Origin of the sequence: Maribacter sp. R86514, from assembly GCF_044597005.1 — a bacterium.
In the GTDB taxonomy this organism is placed as follows: Bacteria; Bacteroidota; Bacteroidia; order Flavobacteriales; family Flavobacteriaceae; genus Maribacter.
The window spans coordinates 2,372,528-2,394,743 of sequence record NZ_CP138999.1 but is presented as its reverse complement, the minus strand read 5'-3'; the positions used below and the strand labels follow the sequence as shown (position 1 = coordinate 2,394,743).

General features: G+C 33.4%; 18 protein-coding genes. 9 read left to right on the top strand and 9 right to left on the bottom strand.

What is annotated here, in order from left to right; genetic code table 11:
* Nucleotides 1-67: 67 nt before the first annotated feature.
* Nucleotides 68-895, top strand: coding sequence for a hypothetical protein (locus tag SJY30_RS10560; protein ID WP_396632159.1), 828 nt, complete (start codon nt 68-70; stop codon nt 893-895).
* On the opposite strand, the gene SJY30_RS10555 is transcribed toward SJY30_RS10560, so the two are convergent.
* Together SJY30_RS10555 and SJY30_RS10550 are read right to left on the bottom strand one after the other, a co-directional pair.
* Complete coding sequence (locus SJY30_RS10555; protein ID WP_396632158.1) at nt 888-1,118, bottom strand: hypothetical protein; 231 nt, start codon at nt 1,116-1,118, stop codon at nt 888-890. The genes SJY30_RS10560 and SJY30_RS10555 overlap by 8 nt on opposite strands.
* A 2-nt stretch (nt 1,119-1,120) precedes the next feature.
* On the bottom strand, nt 1,121-1,675 hold the full coding sequence (locus SJY30_RS10550) for a sigma-70 family RNA polymerase sigma factor (protein ID WP_396632157.1): 555 nt from the start codon (nt 1,673-1,675) through the stop codon (nt 1,121-1,123).
* A 71-nt stretch (nt 1,676-1,746) separates the two neighbouring features.
* On the opposite strand from SJY30_RS10550, the gene SJY30_RS10545 reads away from it, so the two are divergent.
* Complete coding sequence (locus SJY30_RS10545; RefSeq protein WP_396632156.1) at nt 1,747-2,100, top strand: rhodanese-like domain-containing protein; 354 nt, start codon at nt 1,747-1,749, stop codon at nt 2,098-2,100.
* A 1-nt stretch (nt 2,101) separates the two neighbouring features.
* On the opposite strand, the gene SJY30_RS10540 is transcribed toward SJY30_RS10545, so the two are convergent.
* Entirely contained in the window at nt 2,102-2,497 is a 396-nt protein-coding gene (locus SJY30_RS10540) for a response regulator (protein WP_396632155.1), read from the bottom strand.
* 6 nt (nt 2,498-2,503) lie between these two features.
* Nucleotides 2,504-6,670, bottom strand: a complete 4,167-nt coding sequence (locus tag SJY30_RS10535) for a PAS domain-containing protein (protein ID WP_396632154.1) — start codon at nt 6,668-6,670, stop codon at nt 2,504-2,506.
* A 306-nt stretch (nt 6,671-6,976) separates the two neighbouring features.
* On the opposite strand from SJY30_RS10535, the gene SJY30_RS10530 reads away from it, so the two are divergent.
* From SJY30_RS10530 to SJY30_RS10520, 3 genes are all read left to right on the top strand, one after another.
* A complete protein-coding gene (locus tag SJY30_RS10530) occupies nt 6,977-9,547 on the top strand; it encodes a toxin-antitoxin system YwqK family antitoxin (RefSeq protein WP_396632153.1) in 2,571 nt (856 codons plus the stop codon).
* A gap of 293 nt (nt 9,548-9,840) precedes the next feature.
* Nucleotides 9,841-11,187, top strand: coding sequence for a M48 family metalloprotease (locus SJY30_RS10525; protein ID WP_396632152.1), 1,347 nt, complete (start codon nt 9,841-9,843; stop codon nt 11,185-11,187).
* A gap of 3 nt (nt 11,188-11,190) precedes the next feature.
* Nucleotides 11,191-12,759, top strand: a complete 1,569-nt coding sequence (locus tag SJY30_RS10520) for a DUF6770 family protein (RefSeq protein WP_396632151.1) — start codon at nt 11,191-11,193, stop codon at nt 12,757-12,759.
* Between the two features lie 73 nt (nt 12,760-12,832).
* Here SJY30_RS10520 and SJY30_RS10515 read toward each other — a convergent pair whose 3' ends face one another.
* The 3 genes from SJY30_RS10515 to SJY30_RS10505 are packed head-to-tail and all read right to left on the bottom strand — an operon-like array spanning nt 12,833 to nt 16,557.
* Complete coding sequence (locus SJY30_RS10515; protein ID WP_396632150.1) at nt 12,833-14,857, bottom strand: M3 family metallopeptidase; 2,025 nt, start codon at nt 14,855-14,857, stop codon at nt 12,833-12,835.
* A 51-nt stretch (nt 14,858-14,908) separates the two neighbouring features.
* Nucleotides 14,909-15,397: a 5-(carboxyamino)imidazole ribonucleotide mutase gene (gene purE / locus SJY30_RS10510; protein WP_076547358.1), complete on the bottom strand. Its 489-nt coding sequence runs from the start codon at nt 15,395-15,397 to the stop codon at nt 14,909-14,911.
* A gap of 5 nt (nt 15,398-15,402) precedes the next feature.
* Entirely contained in the window at nt 15,403-16,557 is a 1,155-nt protein-coding gene (locus SJY30_RS10505; RefSeq protein WP_396632149.1) for a 5-(carboxyamino)imidazole ribonucleotide synthase, read from the bottom strand.
* Between the two features lie 136 nt (nt 16,558-16,693).
* Here SJY30_RS10505 and SJY30_RS10500 point away from each other — a divergent pair, with 136 nt between their 5' ends.
* The 4 genes from SJY30_RS10500 (at nt 16,694) to SJY30_RS10485 (ending at nt 20,222) form a co-directional block, all read left to right on the top strand.
* Nucleotides 16,694-17,803, top strand: a complete 1,110-nt coding sequence (locus SJY30_RS10500; RefSeq protein ID WP_396632148.1) for an adenylate kinase — start codon at nt 16,694-16,696, stop codon at nt 17,801-17,803.
* A 57-nt stretch (nt 17,804-17,860) separates the two neighbouring features.
* Complete coding sequence (obgE, locus tag SJY30_RS10495) at nt 17,861-18,862, top strand: GTPase ObgE (RefSeq protein WP_396632147.1); 1,002 nt, start codon at nt 17,861-17,863, stop codon at nt 18,860-18,862.
* A gap of 12 nt (nt 18,863-18,874) precedes the next feature.
* Nucleotides 18,875-19,585, top strand: a complete 711-nt coding sequence (locus SJY30_RS10490; protein WP_396632146.1) for an ion transporter — start codon at nt 18,875-18,877, stop codon at nt 19,583-19,585.
* 118 nt (nt 19,586-19,703) lie between these two features.
* Complete coding sequence (locus SJY30_RS10485; protein ID WP_396632145.1) at nt 19,704-20,222, top strand: DUF4136 domain-containing protein; 519 nt, start codon at nt 19,704-19,706, stop codon at nt 20,220-20,222.
* Between the two features lie 2 nt (nt 20,223-20,224).
* Here the strand turns inward: SJY30_RS10485 and SJY30_RS10480 are convergent, their stop codons facing one another.
* Nucleotides 20,225-21,232, bottom strand: coding sequence for a transglutaminase domain-containing protein (locus SJY30_RS10480; RefSeq protein ID WP_396632144.1), 1,008 nt, complete (start codon nt 21,230-21,232; stop codon nt 20,225-20,227).
* The gene (locus tag SJY30_RS10475) at nt 21,232-21,963 is read right to left on the bottom strand and encodes a carboxypeptidase-like regulatory domain-containing protein (protein ID WP_396632143.1); all 732 of its coding nucleotides are present in this window, start codon (nt 21,961-21,963) and stop codon (nt 21,232-21,234) included. The genes SJY30_RS10480 and SJY30_RS10475 overlap by 1 nt, the downstream gene beginning before the upstream one ends.
* Nucleotides 21,964-22,216: the final 253 nt, after the last annotated feature.

Genomic DNA, 22,216 nt, shown 5'->3' with positions numbered 1-22,216 from the left:
GATGCACATATCTTGAAAGTTTTTAACCAAAACATAAGGTTATAAACACTTTAACTACTTTTGTTTAATGACCCTTATCAAAAAGATTTTTGATTTTTATCTTGATGCCAGTATACATGTCGCTTTGGCAATATTCAGCTTGGTTCATGTTACTGCACTTACCTTAAACATTAATGTACCAAATGCCCTTTATTTTTTCATTTTTTTTGCGTCGATAAGCTGTTATAATTTTGTGAAATTTGGTGTAGAGGCAGAGAAATACATTCTTGTAGCGAATACCTATCAAAAAAATATTCAGTTTTTTAGTCTAGGCTGTTTGCTTGTTGCGGTATATCAATTGTTTTTCTTACCGGCAAACGTATTTTTATGGTTATTTATTTTAGCGGTTATTACTGGGCTTTATGCCTTACCGGTTTTGCCTAAAAACAAAAACTTTAGAAGTTTAAGCGGACTGAAAATTTTAATTGTTGCAGCTGTTTGGGCCGGGGCTACAGTAATATTACCGTCCGTATCGGTTTTAGATGAAATTTCTTGGAACGTTAAAATTGAGACGGCACAACGTTTTCTTTTTGTATTGATACTTTTAGTCCCATTTGAAATAAGGGATTTAAAGTACGATAGTGCTGCATTAAAGACCTTACCGCAGCGTTTAGGGGTGAAAACAACTAAAATGATCGGCTTTGTATGGACAATTCTTTTCTTTTTAATTACTTTTTTAAAAACAGATTTAGAAGTTGCCCCTATCGTTGTTAAAACAATATTGTTTTTGACATTGATATTCGTGGTATATAAAACTGAATTAGAGCAAAAAAAATATTTTTCGTCTTTTTGGGTAGAGGCAATTCCATTATTCTGGTGGTTGCTCTTTATTATTTGGAAAAAGTGTATTATCTAATCTTTGAAAAGCTTTCTTTCATCTTCTTTTTTTCATCATCTGTCAAAACGGACAAATTAGCCTGATTGCAAAGCGAAGTTAATTTTGTATTGTCTTTACTGTGCTTTGCACATGTTTTACAAATAAGTAAGTGGAATTTTAATTTCATTCTATCCCATCCCGAAGCTTCTTTGTATTGAGCTTTATCGCATATATTTGCTGCTTTTTCACACGAAATCATCATAACTAAAACCAATTTTGATTTAAACAACCCATTAAGCCTGTTCTGGCCCTATGTATCATTACCCACAGGTTAGACGCATTAATTCCTAAAGCATTACAAATATCTTCAGTTTCCATTCCTTTAATAGTTTTCATGGTAAAAACTTGCGCTTGTTTTTTCGGTAGTTTTGAAATACAGTTTTGAATGGCAAGTCCTAATTCTTCATTTTCAATTGCATCGTTTTCAAAATTGCTATTAGGGTCTGCAATGCGCTCTTCTATCCAATCGCCCTCTGCATCGGTTTGAGAACTGTAGCTCATGCGAACTTCAGCTTTTCCTTTTTTTGAATTTATTTTACGATAGTGGTCTATGACTTTGCGCTTTAGAATAGCTATTAGCCATGTGCGTTCTGCTGCATCACCTTTAAAATTCTTAGCAGATTTTAAACCTGCAATAAAGGTGTCTTGAACAAGATCTTTAGCAATTTCAGCATCACTTACTCTTGTAACGGCATAATTGAAGAGGTAATCTGCATAGAGATCTACCCACTTGTCTGGATTTAGGTTGTTTGTTTCCATTTTTTCTTCTGCACTTCAAAAGTAACTGAATTTTGGTTATTATGTTTATTTTTGGCTATAAACACAGCGCCATGAAGATTTTATTGTCTTTTATATTTCTAATATGTACTCAGTTTGCCGTTGGGCAAATGGAATCTATGCCTATAACTGATTTTAATGCCTTTAACCCATCTTTAGAAATTTTGTTGGATGTAAGGACTTCTGAAGAATTTAATGAAGGTTGTATAGATGGCGCCGTTAACGTAGACTGGTTTTCAGAAGATTTTAACCAAAAAATCATGCAGATGGATAAAACCAAAAAAATCTATCTGTATTGTAAGAAGGGCGGTAGAAGTTTAAAATCTCAACAACGGTTGGCGGAACTCGGTTTTAAAAATGTAGTCAATTTAGAAGGTGGTTATGATGCATTTTCTAAAATTAAATAAGCTATAATTCTGCTAAAATTTTAGTCAGTTGATTGTCTTTTATCGGTTTAACAATGTAGTTTGATACTTCTTTAATCTTTTTGGTCTTTTCAAAATCTGCTAAATCTACAGAAGATGATAATATGTAGATCTTGATTTTTTTAGGAATCTTCGCTATCAATTTAATGTATTGATTCATAAATGTATAACCATCCATTACCGGCATATTAATATCCAAAAAAATGATGTCGGGTAATTTGCTAAGGTCATCTATGTGTTCATTGAAGTAGTTCATTGCTTCTGCACCATCTGTAAACGGCATGATCTTATCTACAGATTTGTGCGTTTCTAAGGTGTGAAATATGGTATATTGAAAAACCTCGTCATCATCAATTACGCAAACTTGAATATTATTCATTTTAGTTTAGTTTAAGGTGATATAAAATGTGGTTCCTTTATTGACTTCACTTTCTACAGAGATAGAACCACCCATAGACGAAATCTGTGCTTTGGTCAAAAATAGTCCAATTCCCTTAGCGTCCGGATGTTTATGAAAAACCTTGTTAAGTCCAAATATTTTATTTCCGTGCATTTTCATATCTATTCCTAATCCGTTATCCTTGAACTCTAAAAGTATTTTTCTATTTACTGTTTGTGACGTTATAAAAATTTCAGGCACTCTATCGGGAGATTTATATTTTAGAGAATTACTCACTAAATTTAGAAAAATACTCTCTAAATAAATAGGATTGCATTTTACGATTTTTGCATTTGAGAAATTACAATGAATTTTTGCATTTGTTTCAATTAACTCTGCAGCTAAGACATTTTTGGTTTTAAGTAATACATGTTCAAAATAAAGTTCTTCTGTAATAGCTGAGGCGTTATGCTTTATGGTGATTGTTTCAATTAATGCATTTAAGGTTTCTGATAAGTGGTCTACTACAATTTCGAACTTGTCAAAGATCTCTAGTTTCTTCTTTTTGCTATCGGTCTTTTTGTAAAGATTTAACAGAGCATTTAAATTACTGACCGGAGACCTTAGGTTATGCGATGTTATATGATTAAAGTCAGCAAGTTGCTTGTTTTTTGATGTAAGGGTTATGGTAGATTTTTCTAAGCTTCTATTGGTGTCCAATATCTTTTGCTGTGCTTCTATTTGTTCTGTTATGTCTTGACTTGATCCTATAAGTTCAATAACATTTTGTTCTGTATCTAAAATAACCTCGCCAACAATTTTAATGGTTATAATGGCATTGTCATTTTTTATAATTCTATGATGAAAAGTATTGAACTTTTTAGTTTCAATGATTTTTTGGATAATATCTACTACTTTTTCACGATCTGCAGGGTGTACCCTTCTCAAATAAGTGTCGAAATCTAGTTTTGTACTTTGGTCTAAATCTAAAATTTTCAATAAATTTTCAGATTTTTCCATTTTGTCTATTCTTATATCCCATTTCCAATGGCCTATACTAGATAATTCTTCGGCGAAATTTAGAAGTTGATTTTTTTCTACAAGCTCGTTTTCCTTGATAATACGATTGGTAATATCTTGTGTAGTGCCAATTATTTCAGTTACTTTTCCATTGACGACTTCGGTAACATTACCAATGCTCTCTAAATATTTTATTTCACCATTATCATTAACTATGCGAAAAGCGATTGGTTTGTAAACCAAGTTTTTAAGAGAGTCTTTTACTATGTCTCTTGTTACTTCTACGTCTTCTGGATGCACACGGGTATTTGCTAAATCGATAGATATTTCTTTGTTGTAATCCAAACCATAAATTCGATAAAGATTTTTTGACCAATGTAACGTCTTGTTCTGCGGTTGCCATTTCCAAGAACCTAATAAGGCTATTTCTTCGGCAAAGGAAAGCAATTGGTTTTTTTCCTTAATTTTTTCTTCTGCCTTGATTTTATCTGTGATATCTTGTGTTATACCTCTTAATTCTAAGATATGACCATTACGATCTTTTATTAGTTCACCTATCAATTCTAACGATCTTATGGTTCCATCTCTCTTTACAATACGATAAGATAAAGTAAGGTTTCTTTTTTTTGAACTAAGAATGGTTGTCATGTAAGTATCTAACTTCTGCTTGTCGTTAGGGTGAATTTTTGATAAAAACAACTCATTGGATATAGGTGTATTGGTTTCTACATCGTAAATCTTATAAAGATTATCTGACCAAGTTGAAACATTTGTTACAGGGTTCCATTTCCAAGAACCCATCATGGCCATTTCTTCTGATACTGAAAGCAGATGATTTTTTTCTTGAATTTGTTGTTCTGCTCTTACGCGATACGTAATATCTTGAGAGGTTCCTTTTAATAAAACAATACTTCCTTCTTTGTCTATTATTACTTCTCCAATTACCTCTAAGGTTTTAATATCTCCGTTTTGAAGTTGAATTCGAAACCTTGTTTTGGTAAATTTTTTGTTGCTTAAGATTTCTTGTTCTAATTTTTTTAAGAAATCTAAATCATCTGGATGTACTTTGTTGTAAATGATATCTAAATCTATTGGTTTTCCTATTTCAATACCGTATAATCTATAATGATTGTCTGACCAATTTGCTTTGTTTGTATGCGGGTTCCACTGCCAAGAACCAATATTGGCTATTTTTTCAGCAAAATTAAACTGTTGGTTTTTTCGTAATAATGCTAGTTCTTTTATTTTAGTCTGTGTAATATCTTGACAAACACCTGTCATTTCTGTTACTTCCCCTTGGTCGTTTCTTATGATTTTACCAAGAGACTTAATAGTTTTAATTGTGCCGTCTTCTAATTGAATTCTATATACTGAACTCGGAAAATCACCGCTGTGCATAGCCTTGGTCAAGGCGTTTACCATACGCTCACGATCTTCTTCATGTATATAATTTATATAGGTTTGAAAGCTTAAAGGCGCATCTTTGTCATGGCCGTAAATAAAATGTAGGTTATCTGACCAAAAAACCTCGTTGGTGGGTGTGTTCCACTGCCAATAACCGATCATTGCCATTTTTTCAGCAACATTTAAGCGGTAATTCTTTTTAGATAGTTCTAAATCTTTGGTATGGCTTTGGGTAATATCTAAACATGTGCCCAATAATTCTTGTTGACCATCCAATTCGTTAATGATAACCTTGCCAATGATATGTATTACTTTTGTCACATTCTCTCCAAGAACAATTCTATGGGTGTAATCGTAGAACTTTTTGTCCTCTATGGCCTTGGCGACTTTTTTTGCAACAAAGTCCTTATCGTCTTGATGTATTTTATCGAAGTAATTATCAAAGGTTAATTTGTCTATTTTAGGTTGACCAAAAATATGAAATAGATTATCTGACCAAAAAACTTCATTTTTGTCTGGAATGTAACGCCAATAACCCATGTTGGTAAGTTGTTCTGAAAAGTTAAGCAGATGGTCTTTTTCATTTAACTCGTGTTCTATTTTTACACTATTGGTAATATCTCTTGCAGTTCCAATCAATACTTTATTATCGCTTATATTATTCGATAAAATATCTGCGGAAATTTCTAATGTTCTAACGCTACCGTTTTTTGTTATAAGACGATGATTGAAAGTTTGCTTCGTACCACTTTCTTCAACCAACTTTAGTGCTTTGTTAACTTGTTGCTGATCATCTGGGTGTATTCGAGAATATAATATTTCAAAACTTATAGTCTCGTCGGGTTCAAAATCTGTGATTTTATAAAGATTGTCTGACCATTTAAAGGATCCTGTACTTGGGTTTAGTAGCCAAGTACCCGCTTCATTATTATTTTCGGTTAATTCTAGTTGTTGTTTTTTTTGAATTAGCTCTTGTTCTCTCGCTGTGGTTTCTGAAATGTCTTGACAGGTTCCTATGAGTCGCGTAACCTCTCCTATTTCGTTAGTTATAACTTTACCAACAGACCGCAGTGTTTTAATAGTGCCGTCTTTTAATTGTATACGGTAATTTGATGCTGGAAAATGTTTGGCCTTGAGTGCAGTTTCAAATTTTGCGGCTACGTCTTCTTTATCGTCCATAAAAACGTAGTTTAGAAAAACTTCATATGAAATTGGACAGACCTGATCATGTTTAAAAATGTCGTAAAAATTAGAAGACCATTTTAGTTCGCCGGTCATTACGTTCCAATTCCAAGATCCTGATTTAGCTAATTTTTCAGCGTAGTTTAATTGATGTTTTAAATGAAGTTTTTCTACGCTTGAACAATCGCTCTCGGTAATGTCTTTAACTACTCCATAAAGAGCGGTACTTTTACCTTCGTTTTTAACCGTCTGTACTGCTATACGTAAATGTCGAGTATTGTCATTAGCGGTTATTATTTCATAATCCACTTCAAATGGTGTACCATTTTCAATAGCGTTTTTATGTAACAGTAGTATGTTATCTTTTGAATTGCCTTTTTTGCAATTACCGTAGCAGTCTTCGGTACGGGGAATGTATTCTAACGACACTTCATGTATTTCTTTTAAACTATCGTTCCAGTCGACTTGATTGGTTTTTAAATCTAAGTGAAACATACCTTGTTTAAATACTTGTTTAGAATTTTCAAAAAACTGATCTGTATTTGAAAGCGTGTTTTCTTTACCCATTCCCTTTAGGTATTAATTGATTTGATTGGTAATGCTACTTTAAATAGGTTAACCATAAAGTATTATTGTAGCTATATGCTTACAATATAAATATTAAATATTTGATAAACAGAATGTTTTTAGACTTTCTAAAACAAAGGGAAATGAATTGTTTTTGGCATATTTAAAATAATGTCTTGTTGCTATAAGGTATTTGTCTTTTATAGGCTGGTTTTGTTTTCCAACTGAAACAACTAATTTAGTCTACTTTAAATTTTTATAAATATTCTCTAAACCATCTTATGCCACAATTTAAAATTAACAGCAGTGTTTGTTTGTTTCTTTCTTTGCCCTCGTAATCTGCTTTTCGTATGTATTTGTTTAATCATTGGCGTATACACGGCACATGCTCAAAATGACACTATTTTTTTTGATGCTAAATGGAAGGTCACTTCCAAAGAAAATGCCTCCTTTTTTAGACCTAAAGTTAAAAAGATAGATAGCCTTTATAGGGTTGAAGATTATTATATAAATGGTAATCTACAAATGAAGGGTATGTCTTCAAGTAATGAAAAGGACATTTGGCAAGGTTTAGTGACTTGGTATAAAGAAGATGGTAAGCCCTATCGCCAAAGTACGTACTCAAATAATAGATTAGATGGTGAATTTATTTCTTACAACGATGAAAAGAAATACGTAGCCTATTATAAGAACGGTTATTTTATTTCTGGTAAAATGATCTCAGGGGAAGGTGAGGGTCAATTTTATCAAGAAAAAGTAGGAGATACATTACTACAGGTTTATTATGATGGTAAGCGGCAAGGTATTAGATATGAGAATTATAGTACCTCTAAAAAAGGAAATTTTTATTCTAAATATTACGACGATGAAGGTAGATTAATTGGCGACCGTACCCTGCTTTCAAATGGATATGCTAAAGGGGTAGAGGTATTCTATTATTATAACCCTATGAGAGTTCAGCAAATTAAATATCTTCCATATGGTCGTGAACTTATATCCGCTACTTTTTATGCCAACGGTCAGGTTCGCGAGAAGGTCAATACCAATGATAAATGGTCAAAAGAATATTATTCTAAATCTGGTGAGCTTCTGGGTAAAATAGAGTATTCTTTAGATGGTGATTATCTGCGACCTACAAATGGTAAACTCATTAAATTTCAATTAAATACTACTAAAGAATATAATAGCGCAGTTGGTTCTGTAGCTACGTATGCAGATGGAAAAATTATAAAGGAAGAGGTTTATAATGACCGTAATAAACTAACTACATCCGCCACTTTCGAAAATGGCTTTAAATCATTGCAGATAAACTTTGATGATCACGGTAATGAGATCCATAGAATGAAATTTAAGAACGGATTGCCGTTTCATGGTACCGAAATTACCAAATATCATAGTATTGTATATAATGAGGGTGAACTGGTAGAAGAGGTTGTTTTTTATAGAGACACTCGAAAACCCAAAAAAAAAATGAATAAGACCAAAGAAGTCTATTATGACTTTGAAGGCAATGTTTTAGGCGAATTAAAAATCAATTACGAAAACGGATTTAGTTCGCCTTACGAAGGTAAACGGTTTACTTTGGGTTCAGAGAACGGCGAAATAGTAGGCATTAGTGAGTATAAAGAAGGCGTATTGATAAGACGTACAGATTTTAGAAAGCGCTTGGTCGCTAAAGATACTTATAAGACCTTCAAAAAAATAGAAGAGTACGATAATAACGGTTACGACAAAATAAGGGAAATTCGTTTTTATAATAATGAACAAATGCAGAGTAATATCGCTTATGCCAAGTATAAGGAAGTAAAAGGTGAATATTTTGATATGCAAGGCAAGCTATTGGGCGTATTTGATTACAAAAATAAAGAGGGTAAATTATATAAATTCTTTGTGGATAGCAATGATATACAATTAATGGAAACTTTTGAAAACGGTAGCCTAGTATCCTCCAAAAGATATGAAATGCAAAGAAATGTAGATTATGACAAGCAGAAGGCTATTTTAATCCATGATTTTGATATTACTGGTTGTGAATCTTTTTATAGCGATGAGACAGGAGAGTTACTTGGTCGTGTTGAATATGTAAATAAAAAGCCGTGGAAGGGTATAGCTTACAATACCGTTGATAGAACCAAGTATGTAATTGACCAAGGTAAACGTAATGGTGAATATGTTAAATATGATTATTCAGGTAAAATAAAAGAAGAGGGTAAATTCGTAAATGATAAAAGAGAAGGCGCGTTTAATTATTATAGTTATAATGAAGCTTTAAAGAAAACTGAAAATTATAAGAATGACATATTAGATGGAGATGTAGTATACTATAACGACGAAGGTAAATTGATTTCTAAAGTTGAATACAAAAATGGCAAGCCTTACAATGGTACAATACTTCAAAATACATATTCTAAACGTGGTGCTAACGAAGAGTCTTACGAAAAAGGTGTCTTGGTAAAACGTATAACCTATGGTGAAAATGGTAAAAATGTAACTACATATGTAAATGGAATAGAAGATGAAACAGTTTCTTTTTATCCTGAATCAGATTTTATAAGGCTTAAGTACCGGTCAAAAAATAACTATATAGATGGTGATGTAATTAGATATGATGAAAAAGGAAACCAAGAGTTTAAGGCCAACTTAAAAATGGGAAAGTTATTATCGGGTACGATTTTGTTGACTACAAACGATTATAATAACAGGGTAAGTTATGTTAAACTTACCAAAGACGATGCATATGTAAAAACGGAAGTAATCGATATTGACGGCATAATTATTTTTGAGGCTAAAGAAAAAATAATTCTAGGTTCTAGACCAGAATATTTAGAGCGCTTGAATATTGTTACGAAGTTTATTGATAGCAATCATCTGTATTGATTCTATATACATAATTACCACTAATAATTAAACAGGGAGTCGATGTAAATCGACTCCCTGTTTTTATGTTTGATCGTTTTGGTCATCAGATTTTCATTTTCTACTTCTAAACTTATAGTATAAATAGTTCTATGGTTCAATAAACTTTTATTTGTTTTTGTAATGGTCGTAAATACTGTGCTGGTTTTGAACTATCTGTAGCTAATCTTGCAATAACAAGATAAAGAACTCGTTATGTTAAAATGCATTTTATATTTTTTGTCTTATTGTTAAATTTTGAATAGGCAGTCTTAATGAATAAAACTTGTTTCTTATCATATTTTGCATTTTTCATTTCATTTTTTGCCCTGGCACAGAATAGTTCTGACAATGTATACATACCAGAGAATTTTAATTCTATTAAGAAATATCTGTCGATAATAAATGAAAAGCAACTTGAAAAAGTTGAGGGACCTTACGCATTTAAAATAAAAAAGATTTATAAGGATAGAGATGTGAAAATGACAGAGGCTATTGAAGATAGTGTCTATTTTTTCAATCCAATTCTTAAAGAGAATTTAGATGCCATTTTACAATCGGTTTATATAGCTAGCGATGCTTATATAGAACATAATGATTTTTATTTTTTCGTTAAAAATTCTACGTTGCCAAATGCAGGTTGTTATGGCGATGGTTCGTATGAAATAAGTTTAGGTCTTTTTAATTTATACGATACTGATGATGAATTGGCATTTGTTATCTGTCATGAAATTGCCCATGATATTTTAGATCATTCATTTCGAAAAATAAATAACATTGTATCAGAATTAAATTCCAAGGAGACGAAGCAGAAAATCAAGACAATTGAACGTAATAAATACGGACAAACAAGGGCAAGCTTGGCTTTGATCAATGAGTTGAACACAGATTTTTTATCACATTCTAAAGAAGTAGAATCTCAGGCAGATTCTTTAGGTTTTGTTTTATTTCAAAAAACGAGATATAATCCTGTTAAAGCACTTACTGCATTGAGAAAATTGAAAACAGAAGAAGATAGGTTTTTCAATTTCCCTATTCATTTAGATAGTGTTTTTAATTTCAAGACATATCCGTTTAAATCATTTTGGCTAGAAGAGGAAATGACAATTTTTAATACCGAAGAAAAGATAGATGATTTTAAAATGTCTTCAGAAGATGAAGAAACCCATCCAGAAATAGATTTCAGAATAAAACAACTAGAAGAACAATTTACAATTGTGGATAATCAACATTCTGAAAATAATTACTTGAAATCCATCTCTGAAATTTCTATATCGCAAAGTATAGTATCTAGTATAGATTCCAATTCATATGACTTGGCAATGTATCAACTCATAAGAAAGTATAACCTAGGATTTATTACTGAAGAATTTTACGTATCGGCAATGGCAACCGTATTGACGAAAGTTTACAAGGCAAAAAAAAACCATGAATTAGGTAGTTACGTACCGCGTAAAAACGGATTTTCATCAGAGTCCGAATTAAATAAAATACGTCTATTTCTCCACAATTTAGAACTGGGTGAAGTGCGTAATATCGGTATTGCATTTTGTCAAAAGTACTTAGGTGAAAATTATCAAAACCAAACAATAAACCAATCATTAACATTTTTCAAACTTTAATTTATGAATTTTAATTTCAAAAAAAACATTTGTCTTTTTATGGCAGGTGTGTCTATTTCAATTGTCAGTGCCCAAGAGAAAAAAATTAGCGATTTAACATCGTTTAAGCTTCGAAATTCAGGTACGCTTATGGATAAGGAGATGGACGTTGACGGCTATTATTTATTCTATGAAATGGACAAGCTTAAAAAAGGTCAGCGCGAGTTTTCTATTCAAATGATGGATAAAAATTTAAATGAGATTGCTAACAAATCTTACGTGGATCACAAGAACGTGTCTTTGGTAGATAGTAAATTTAACAATCAAGCCTTGCTATTTGCTTTTTCTAACCCTGGATCAGAGAATTATAAGGCTATAATATTTGATAGAAACGCCAATGAAGTGCAGAACATAGAAATACCCTCAAATAAAAAAGAAAAACAGTGGATGTCACAATTAATGGCACAAGGTCAGGCCAATATGATTTTTACAGTTGATAATAAAGGGTTCTTATTTAACCATGTCATAGATAATAAAAAAATCGGGTATGGACTTAAATACATACCGACCGATGGCGGTAATGCTTGGGATTATAATTCACCGACTGACGTTAAGGAGATTAAAATGATAAATCCTATTGAGGCTAATGATAAGGTTGTTATTGCTTTAGAAATGACTAAAAAGAGCATGTTAAGTGGCTCGGTTAGTATGAGGATCGTTGTTTTGGATGTAAATAACGGTAAGTTGCTTTTTGATCGCGACTACAGTAGAAAAGATGACCCTAGGTTTATTACCAATGCCTTTTTAAAAGATGATAATAGTTTAGTCTTATTGGGTGAATATTTTAAATCTGGCGACAATATATTTAAAGATAAAAGTCTAGGTCTGTTTGCTGAGACTACAGATTTAAATGGAAATAAATTGAATGATTCAAAAGTAAGTTGGGAAAATAAAATCGGCAAGATTATGGCTGAAGCAGACCCAAAAGATGATAATAAAATGAGTAAAGGTTATATTTATTTTCATGACATTATCAGAAATCAAGATGGTAGTTATTATGCTATTGGCGAACGTTATAAGAAAACAATAAGTGCCGGTGGTCTCGCAATGACAATGCTGTCAAGAGGAGCTGGAAATTCTACGCAATTAACTATAACTGATGCTGTAATGTTTAAGTTCGATAAAGATTTTTCTTTACTTGATGCCGAAGTAATTACAAAAGGAAAATCAAGAATTCCAATACCTGGCGCGTTTACAGGACCACAATTAGCTGCACATTATATTAATGCTATAGGTGGATTTGATTATCAGTTTACCCAAATAGATACTAAGAGAGATCGTTTTTATTCTTCATTTATTGATTATGAGCGTATTAAAGGCGATAAAAATAAATGGTCATTTACAACCTTAATGCATCAAGATGGTAAATTTGCAAAGGATAAAATATATTTAGATACTCCTAATAAATCAACATATAGAAGGGTATTGCCAGGAAAATTAGGTCATGTTGTTATCATGGATTATGATAAGAAAGAAAAAAGTCTGGACATTCATTTAGAAAAATTAAACTTTGAAATTGGTTTATCTAAATAATTTAAATATTTCAATTAATAAGAAATGGGAGTCGATGTAAATCGACTCCCATTTTTAGTTTATAAGTGAAATTTTAAGATTGTAATAATCCTGCTCTTTCCAATAAAGCCTCTACTTTAGGTTCAGCACCTCTAAATCTTTTATAAAGTACCATAGGGTTCTCAGTACCACCTTGTGAAAGAACATTGTCTTTGAACTTGGTTGCTATTTCTTTATTGAAAATTCCTTTTTCTTTAAAATAAGCAAAAGCATCTGCATCCAACACTTCTGCCCATTTGTAGCTATAATAACCAGAAGAATAGCCTCCTTGAAAAATATGGGAGAATGCTGTACTCATACATGTTTCTGGTGTTGCTGGGTATAGGCTTGTATCTTTGAAAGCCTCATCTTCATGTGCTTTTACATTGGTAATGCCTGTTGGGTCTATACCGTGCCAAGACATATCTAAAAGTCCAAAACTTAGTTGACGTAGCGTTTGCATACCTTCTTGAAAGGTTGCCGATTCCTTTATTTTTTCAACCAGTTCCATTGGTATGGTTTCTCCGGTTTCGTAGTGCTTTGCAAATAATTCTAATGCTTCTTTTTCATAACACCAGTTTTCTAAAACCTGGCTAGGTAATTCTACAAAATCCCAAAATACAGATGTTCCAGATAGGCTAGGGTAGGTGGTGTTTGCCAACATACCGTGTAAACCGTGTCCAAATTCATGAAATAGGGTCGTTACCTCATTAAATGTTAATAATGAAGGTTTGCTCTTTGTTGACGGAGTAAAGTTGCACACGTTAGATATATGCGGACGCACATTTTCGCCGTTTCGCTTCCATTGCGACTTGTATGAAGTCATCCATGCGCCACCACGCTTGCCTGCTCTTGGGTGAAAATCGGCATAGAATAAGGAAATAAAGTTTTTATCGGCATCGTAAACTTTATATGTTTTTACCTCGTCATGATATTTTTCAATGTCATGAACCTCTTCAAACTGCAAATCGAATAAGTTTTCCGCTACTTTAAAAACTCCATTGATTACATTTTCAAGCTTGAAATATGGCTTCAGTTTCTCATCATCTAAATTAAATAACTCTTGCTTTAATTTTTCAGAATAGTAACTACTGTCCCATTTTTCTAAACGGTCAACATTATCTAGTTTTTTAGCAAAATCTTCTAATTGTTTAAACTCGCGTTCTGCGGCCGGCTTCGCTTTTTCAAGTAACTCGTTTAAGAATGAATGTACTTTTTCAGGTGTTTCTGCCATGCGTTCTTCTAGAACAAAATCGGCATGGGTTTTATAGCCTAATAAGTTGGCTCTCTTAAAACGTAATTTCGCTATTTCTAGCACATTTTCTTGATTGTCCAATTCATCGTTGTGGAAAGCCTTGCTGCCAAATGCCAACGAAAGTTTCTTGCGAAGTTCTCTGTTTTTCGCATATTTCATAAACGGAATATAGCTTGGGTAATCTAATGTGATCATCCAACCATCTTCCTTGCCTTTTGAAATCGCCAATTGTGCGGCAGCTTCTTTTTCACCTTCTGGTAATCCGTCTAGATTTGCTTCATCTGTAAGGTGTAGTTGAAATTTATTGGTTTCGGCAAGTACGTTTTCGCCAAATGTTAGTTTTAGCTTTGCCAGTTTTGCATCAATCTCACGTAAACGTGTTTTTTTGTCTTCGGATAAATTAGCTCCGTTTCTGCTAAAGCTCTTATATTTCTTATCTAAAAGGGTGTTTTGCTCTACGGTAAGGTCTAAATCATCCTTTTGGTCATAAACTGCTTTTACCCTCTTGAACAAGTCTTCATTTAGGGTGATGTCATTCCCAAATTCTGATAATAACGGAGAAATTTCTTGTGCAATTTTCTGAATTTCCTCATTGGTTTCGGCGGAATTCAAGTTGAAAAACACACTTGAAATTCGGTCTAATTGCTGACCTGAAAATTCCAATGCTTCTATGGTGTTTTCAAAAGTTGGTGCTTCCGTATTATTCGTAATAGCATCTATTTCCGCTCTTGCATCTTCTATAGATTGTAAAAAAGCAGGTTTAAAATACTCGTTTTTAATTTGTGAAAATGGAGCAGTATCAAAAGGGGATAATAATGGATTCATATTTCTAGTATTGAGAAATTAGATTTGAGAATTGAAATTTCTTGTAGATGACTATTTGCCATTTACAGCTTTAGCACCATCGATAACTTTTTGCTTTAGACCTTCTTTATACAAAATCACCTTGTCTAAAACACATTTATCTGAGCTACCTATAATTTGAGCAGCTAAAATTCCTGCATTTTTTGCGCCATTCAATGCTACAGTTGCTACCGGTACACCACCTGGCATTTGTAGAATAGATAGTACAGAATCCCATCCGTCAATAGAATTGCTGCTTTTTACAGGAACCCCGATTACGGGTAACGGAGACATGGACGCTACCATACCTGGTAAATGCGCTGCACCACCAGCACCGGCTATAATAACCGAATATCCGTTAGTATGTGCATTTTTACTGAAATCGAACAATTTTTCAGGTGTTCTATGGGCAGATACAATGTCTACATCTACTTCTATATCAAAACCTTTTAAAATATCTATGGCGTCTTGCATTACGGGCATGTCACTTGTACTACCCATTACTACGGCTACTTTACTCATGTTTTTTATTTTGAAATCACTTGTATTGTTTCTTTTACTTTTTCGGCTATGGTTCTTGCCTTGCCTAAGTCATCGTTAACTATGGTTACATGTCCCATTTTACGAAATGGTCTTGTTTGTGCTTTACCATATATATGCGGAGTAACACCTTCCATACCTAAAATTTCTTCGATGTTTTTATAAACCACATTTCCTGTATGGTTTTCCGCTCCTACCAAATTCACCATTACACCTGCTACTTTACTATCGGTTATTCCTAATGGCAGCCCTAGAATACTACGTATATGTTGTTCAAACTGGTTGGTGTAACTGGCTTCAATACTATAGTGCCCGCTATTATGTGGTCTTGGTGCTACTTCATTAACCAATATCTGGTCATCTTCGGTTTGGAACATTTCTACGGCAAGCAACCCTGTAAGACCTATTTTATCCGCTACTTTTAATGCGAGCGCTCTTGCTTTTTCAGCCACTTTTTCATCTATACGGGCAGGGCAAATCACATATTCCACTTGGTTGGCTTCCGGATGAAATTCCATCTCTACAACTGGGTAGGTCTTAATTTCTCCTTCCGCATTTCTAGAAACAATTACCGCTAATTCGTTTTTAAACGGTATCATAGTTTCTGCTATGCACTCTCCAGTAGGTAATCCTTCTAAATCGGCTAAACTACGAACAACTTTTACACCTTGTCCGTCATATCCAAACTGCGCAACCTTCCATACAAAAGGAAACTGTAATGCTTCATTTTCAATACTATCTTCAATTTCACTTAGGTAAGCAAATCGCTGAAAATCTGCAGTAGGTATGTCATTATCTACGTAAAATAATTTCTGCTTGGCTTTATTTTGAATAATGCGTAACGCTTTTGGTTGCGGATATACTTTAACGCCTTCATCCTCTAATTTCTCTAAAGCATCCAAATTTACATTTTCAATTTCAATGGTCAACACATCTACATCTTTGCCAAAATTGTAAACCGTATCAAAATCCAGTAGACTGCCTTGAACAAACTCGTTACATGACATTCTACTTGGCGCTTCGGCGGAACCATCTAATACTTTGGTGTAAATATCCCATTTTCGCGTTTCGTACAACATCATTTTACCTAGTTGACCACCACCTAAAATGCCTAATTTAAAATCTGAAGAAAAATAATCCATATAATTGTCGCTTTTGGCAGTTGAAAAAACGCCTTAAGTACTACAAAAATACGGTTAAATCTTAGAAACCAATTCCTTTCTAATTAAAAACACAAGGCAATACCTTATCTTTGCTGACCTCGATAATTTATGAAAATTGATACAAATTCACGACAAGTTTTTTAAACCTTATCTCAGCGAATCTGAAATTTTGCAGGCGGTAAAAACGGTTGCCGATAAAATTGCTGTAGATTATAAAGATGAAACACCCATTTTTGTTGGCGTGTTAAACGGATCTTTTATGTTCGTTTCAGATTTAATGAAAGCTTACCAGCACCCATGCGAAGTTTCTTTTGTACGATTGAGTTCTTATCAAGGCTTAACATCTACGGGTATTGTAGAGACCTTATTAGATGTGCCAGAGAATATAGAAGGGCGCAGTGTCATTATATTAGAAGATATTATTGATACCGGGCGTACCTTGCAGAAATTAGTGCATTTATTTACGAAGACCAAGGTTAAGGAATTTAAAATAGCCAGTCTTTTTTATAAACCTGATGTGTACAAAGGCGAATATGCCATTGACTATTTTGGTTTGGCCATACCAGATAATTTTATTGTGGGTTACGGTCTAGATTATAAGGAACAAGGAAGAAATTTAAAAGAAGTATACCAATTAAACCAGAAACATATGATTAATCTTGTACTCTTTGGCAAGCCAGGAGCCGGCAAGGGCACACAAGCACAATTCTTAAAAGAGAAATATAATTTAAAACATATTTCTACGGGAGATGTTTTTAGATTCAATATCAAAAACGGAACGGAGTTAGGTACTTTGGCCAAGTCATATATTGATAAAGGAGAGCTAGTGCCAGATGAGGTAACTATTAAAATGTTACAAGAAGAAGTGGAGAAGAACGCTGATGCAGACGGATTCATTTTTGACGGTTTCCCTAGAACCGCTGCACAAGCCGAAGCTTTAGATAATTTTTTGGAATCTAAAGAAATGGGCATAAATGCTACTATTGCGCTAGAGGCAAATGATGAAATTTTAATTGAACGTCTTTTAGAGCGAGGTAAGGTTAGCGGTAGAACAGATGATCAAGATGTAGCCAAGATCAGAAATCGTTTTGATGAGTACAATGCAAAAACTACGCCTGTAAAAGAATTTTATGAGGCACAAGGTAAGTTTCATAGTGTAAATGGTATTGGTACCATTTCCGAAATTACCGAACGCCTTACAGAAGTAATAGAAGGCTTAAAATAATATAGAAATTCTCGCATTGAAGATATTGATGAAAGATTTTGAATTGAAAGAATAACAATGACCGAAGGTAATTTTGTAGACTACGTAAAAGTGGGTTTGACTTCTGGTAAAGGAGGCAAGGGATCTGTGCATTTGCACCGCGAAAAATTTATTACCAAAGGTGGTCCTGATGGTGGTGATGGTGGTCGTGGCGGACATATAATTGTTCGAGGTAACGAAAACCTTTGGACACTGGTCAATTTTAAGTACAAAAAACATTTTAAGGCAGGTCATGGTGCACACGGTAGTAAAAGCCGAAGTACCGGTGCAGATGGTGAAGATGTATACTTAGACGTACCATTAGGTACGGTAGTCAAAGACTTTGAGACCAAAGAAGTGCTTTTTGAAATAACCGAACATGGTGAAGAGAGAATTCTTCTAAAAGGTGGTCTGGGTGGTCGTGGTAACTGGCACTTTAGAACATCTACAAACCAAACACCTAGATATGCACAACCCGGTATGGACGGTCTGGAAGGCGAGTTTCTTTTAGAGCTTAAAGTATTGGCAGATGTTGGTCTAGTTGGTTTTCCAAATGCCGGTAAGTCTACTTTATTATCTGTAATAACTTCAGCGAAGCCAAAAATCGCTGACTACGAGTTTACCACATTAAAACCGAATTTAGGTATTGTGGAATATCGAGATTTTAAGAGTTTCGTAATGGCAGATATTCCTGGTATAATTGAAGGTGCTGCAGAAGGCAAAGGTTTAGGACACTACTTTTTAAGACATATAGAACGTAATGCCAATTTGCTGTTCTTAATACCTGCGGATAGTAAGGATATCAGCAAGGAATATGAGATTTTATTGGATGAACTACGTCGTTATAACCCAGAGTTGTTAGACAAGGAACGTCTTATCTGTATCTCTAAAAGCGATATGCTCGATGAGGAGCTGATGGATGAAATGAGAGAGGAACTGAATAAAGAATTAAACGGAATGCCTTTCATGTTTATATCATCTGTTGCGCAAATGGGCATTGTAGAATTGAAAGATAAGCTTTGGGCAATGCTTAACGCTTAATATGTTTGTGTAATGAAACAGTATCTTAAGAATATTGTTGAAATTAATGATAATAGGAAAAGTAGAACCTTTGCCTATTTCATACAAGCATTAATTTTTTTATCTATTATATCCTTTTCTTATGAAACGGTACCCGATTTGGAACCGGATACTCGTAAAGTTTTAAGAATAATCGAGGTCTTTTCTGTAGTTGTATTTTCAATAGAATATGTACTAAGAATTTATGTGGCTGATAATAAGTTCAAGTTTATTTTTAGTTTTTACGGAATTGTAGATTTTTTAGCTATTCTCCCTTTTTATTTAGCTTTAGGTATCGATTTAAGATCGTTAAGAGCACTTAGGTTTTTGAGATTGTTCCGTATTTTAAAGCTTATGCGATACAATAGGGCTATTAATCACTTTACAAAGGCTATATCGTTAGCAAAAGAAGAAATTTTACTTTTCTTGATAGTAACATTGATTTTGATTTACTTTTCTGCTGTTGGTATTTACTATTTTGAAAATGCGGTGCAGCCAGAAAATTTTTCTTCTATTTTTGATAGTCTTTGGTGGGCTATTATAACTTTAACTACAGTGGGTTATGGTGATGTTTATCCTGTAACGGTAGGTGGTAAGGTATTTACTTTTTTTATTCTCATGATCGGTCTGGGTATTGTAGCGATTCCTACAGGAATTATTTCTTCTGCCTTAACAAAATCTGTAGATAAAAACGAAGAGGTATAACGGTTTAAGAATTGAGTAATGGGAATATTAGGTTCTAAGCGAGCTCATTTAGTCGAATATGGCGGTAAAATCATATAATACTCTTTTAATTTCTTTAATTTTAAGAAAATACATTTTCATGAGAATTTTCCTTTTTAGTGTTGTATGGATCATTTTAACTTCTTGCGGAGCTGCAAAAGTAAATTATGATTATGATGATCAAACCGATTTTACAGCCTATTCTACCTATAACTATTTCGTAGATATGGAAACTGGTCTAAGTGAATTAGACGAGAAAAGGTTGATGGATGCCTTAGATGCTACTTTAGGCGAAAAAGGATTTATGTTCGCTGAAGAGCCAGACATGTTTATAAATATTAAAAGTGCAGTATTTAAATCACAGTCCGGTAATAATGTAGGTGTAGGTCTTGGTGGTGGTAACAGAGGTATTGGTGGCGGAGTATCAATAGGTATTCCCGTTGGAGGACCAAAAATGACAAGAGAACTTCAAATAGATTTTGTAGATTCTAACAAAGACATGCTTATTTGGCAAGCCATTAGCGAAAGCCCATTTCGAGAGGGAGATACGCCTCAAGAAAAATCAGAAAAGATTCAAGCTGTGGTTGATAAGATCTTTAGTAAGTATCCACCACAATGATACTATTTTACCTTAATAACGTAAGTAGCAATTAGTTGATTTTCAACTGAAATATGAACATCATAAAGTCCTTTCTTATCAAATTTTTGTTCTAGATGAACTTCATTTTCTTCTCTATTGATAATTGGATTACCTTTCTTTTGACTACCTCCTTTATTCAATAAAAGTTGAATGTCTTCATTATATTCTTTTGGCACTTGTAATGTAAAAGTTACAGATGCTCCTTTTTTAATGTTATTATGCATTACTGCCGGTGCAATAGGAATTAGGGGTGCTAAAAACGCTTCTTTGTAAATGACGGGTCCTGCAACGTAGTCTTTGAATGCATCCGTTTTCAAATCTTGATTTTCATCGCTGTTGATCGGGAAATGATTTTTTGCAAATAATTTTAGATCAGCTAAAAAATAGCCATCGAAATAGTCTTGCTGAAAAAATGGAGTGCCATTAACAACTATAGTTTCTCCGGCAGACCAAGTAGCATCGCACAGATACCACTTATCATTTATCTGAACCCTATTCCAAGAATGATTGGGTGCGCTATCCTCTTTTAAAAGTAAGGTAGGTGTACGTCCGTAGCCATCGATAATATCACAATTAAATCCTGCCAAATTTGCCATTTCCTTTACCAGATACGCATAACCCGTACAGGCGGTTTTTCGGTATTCTAATAAACTTTTAAAGACTTTAGGGGTAATGCTTGTATTCCAATCTAAAAAGGCTTCTCGGTCTTTGGCAAGTCTTTTTCTCTTTGAACTTATTTTAAGATAAGAAGAATAATCATTGGCAATGTTAGAACTGATCCAGGTGTATATTGCCCTAAATTTTTCAACATCGGTTTTTAATGATGCGGTTAAATTATGGGTTAGTACCGGTAAGTTTTTAAGGCTCGCATCCTTATAATAATGAGCAATGCTGTCTGCTTTTGTAAAATCAATTTCTTGAAAATCTGCGCGTTGAGCAAAGCTCGTTATTGAAAATAAGAGCATAAATAGTAGAACGAGGTTTTTCATTATTTAAAAATATCCCCGATCTTCTGAAAAATATTTCTTTTGCTCGTATAAGCTCCGCCAATTACAACCTCGCCCATCAGCTCAACATCGTAGGTGTCGAATGTAATATTGATATCTATATCAGCATTACCGTTAGCTACAACTTTGTACGTTTTGGTTTCATATCCTATATAACTAAGTACTAGAATATCATTCTCTTCTAGTTGTTGAGGAAATTCAAATTTACCATCAAAATCTGTCTGTGTACCTACTGTAGTTCCTTTTAATACAACATTTACCCCAGGTAATGGTTCATTTGCTTCATCGACAATGGTACCTGTTACGGTGTGTTTTTCTTGTATAGTTTCAACATATGAAATATCACCCATAATATCTGTAGATACAACTTCAATAGGTGGCGCTATACTTGCTGTTTCTTGACCTTTAACTTCAGTAGCGCATAGGGCTAGCAGAGAAAAACCCATCATTGCAATTCCTTTATGTAACATAGAATTATTCATAGTCTGTAAAGAGTTGGTTTCGTATGTTTTTAGTTGCGATGCCTTGAACATTCCGCAGGCTTTCTTATTGCCTTGGCTTAAATAGTTTATAAGTTTATTATCAGAAAAATTGGTAAAATCAATGACCTCTTTTTCACAACTTTGGCAAAAACCTCCTTTTTCGGTTTTACTAAAATTACTGAATTTTTCTTTGCAAGGTTCTTTTACTGAAATTGTTAATGTGCTTTTCATATTATTTTGGTTTTATATCTATACCCCTAAACTAAAATGGAACTAGGTCTTTTAAAATCTATAATGAGTAAAGAGATACTTTCAATGAGTTAACAAGGTATTCTTAAGTTTATTAATCGGTTTTTAAGGAGTAAGCAACTCTATTTCAAATGTTAATGTTCTAAATTGATGGTGAAATAAATGATCTGAAAATAAAATCCTGTTATTTTTGTAACAAAACTCAAAACGAGCGTCTTATAAGGCGATACGTTTA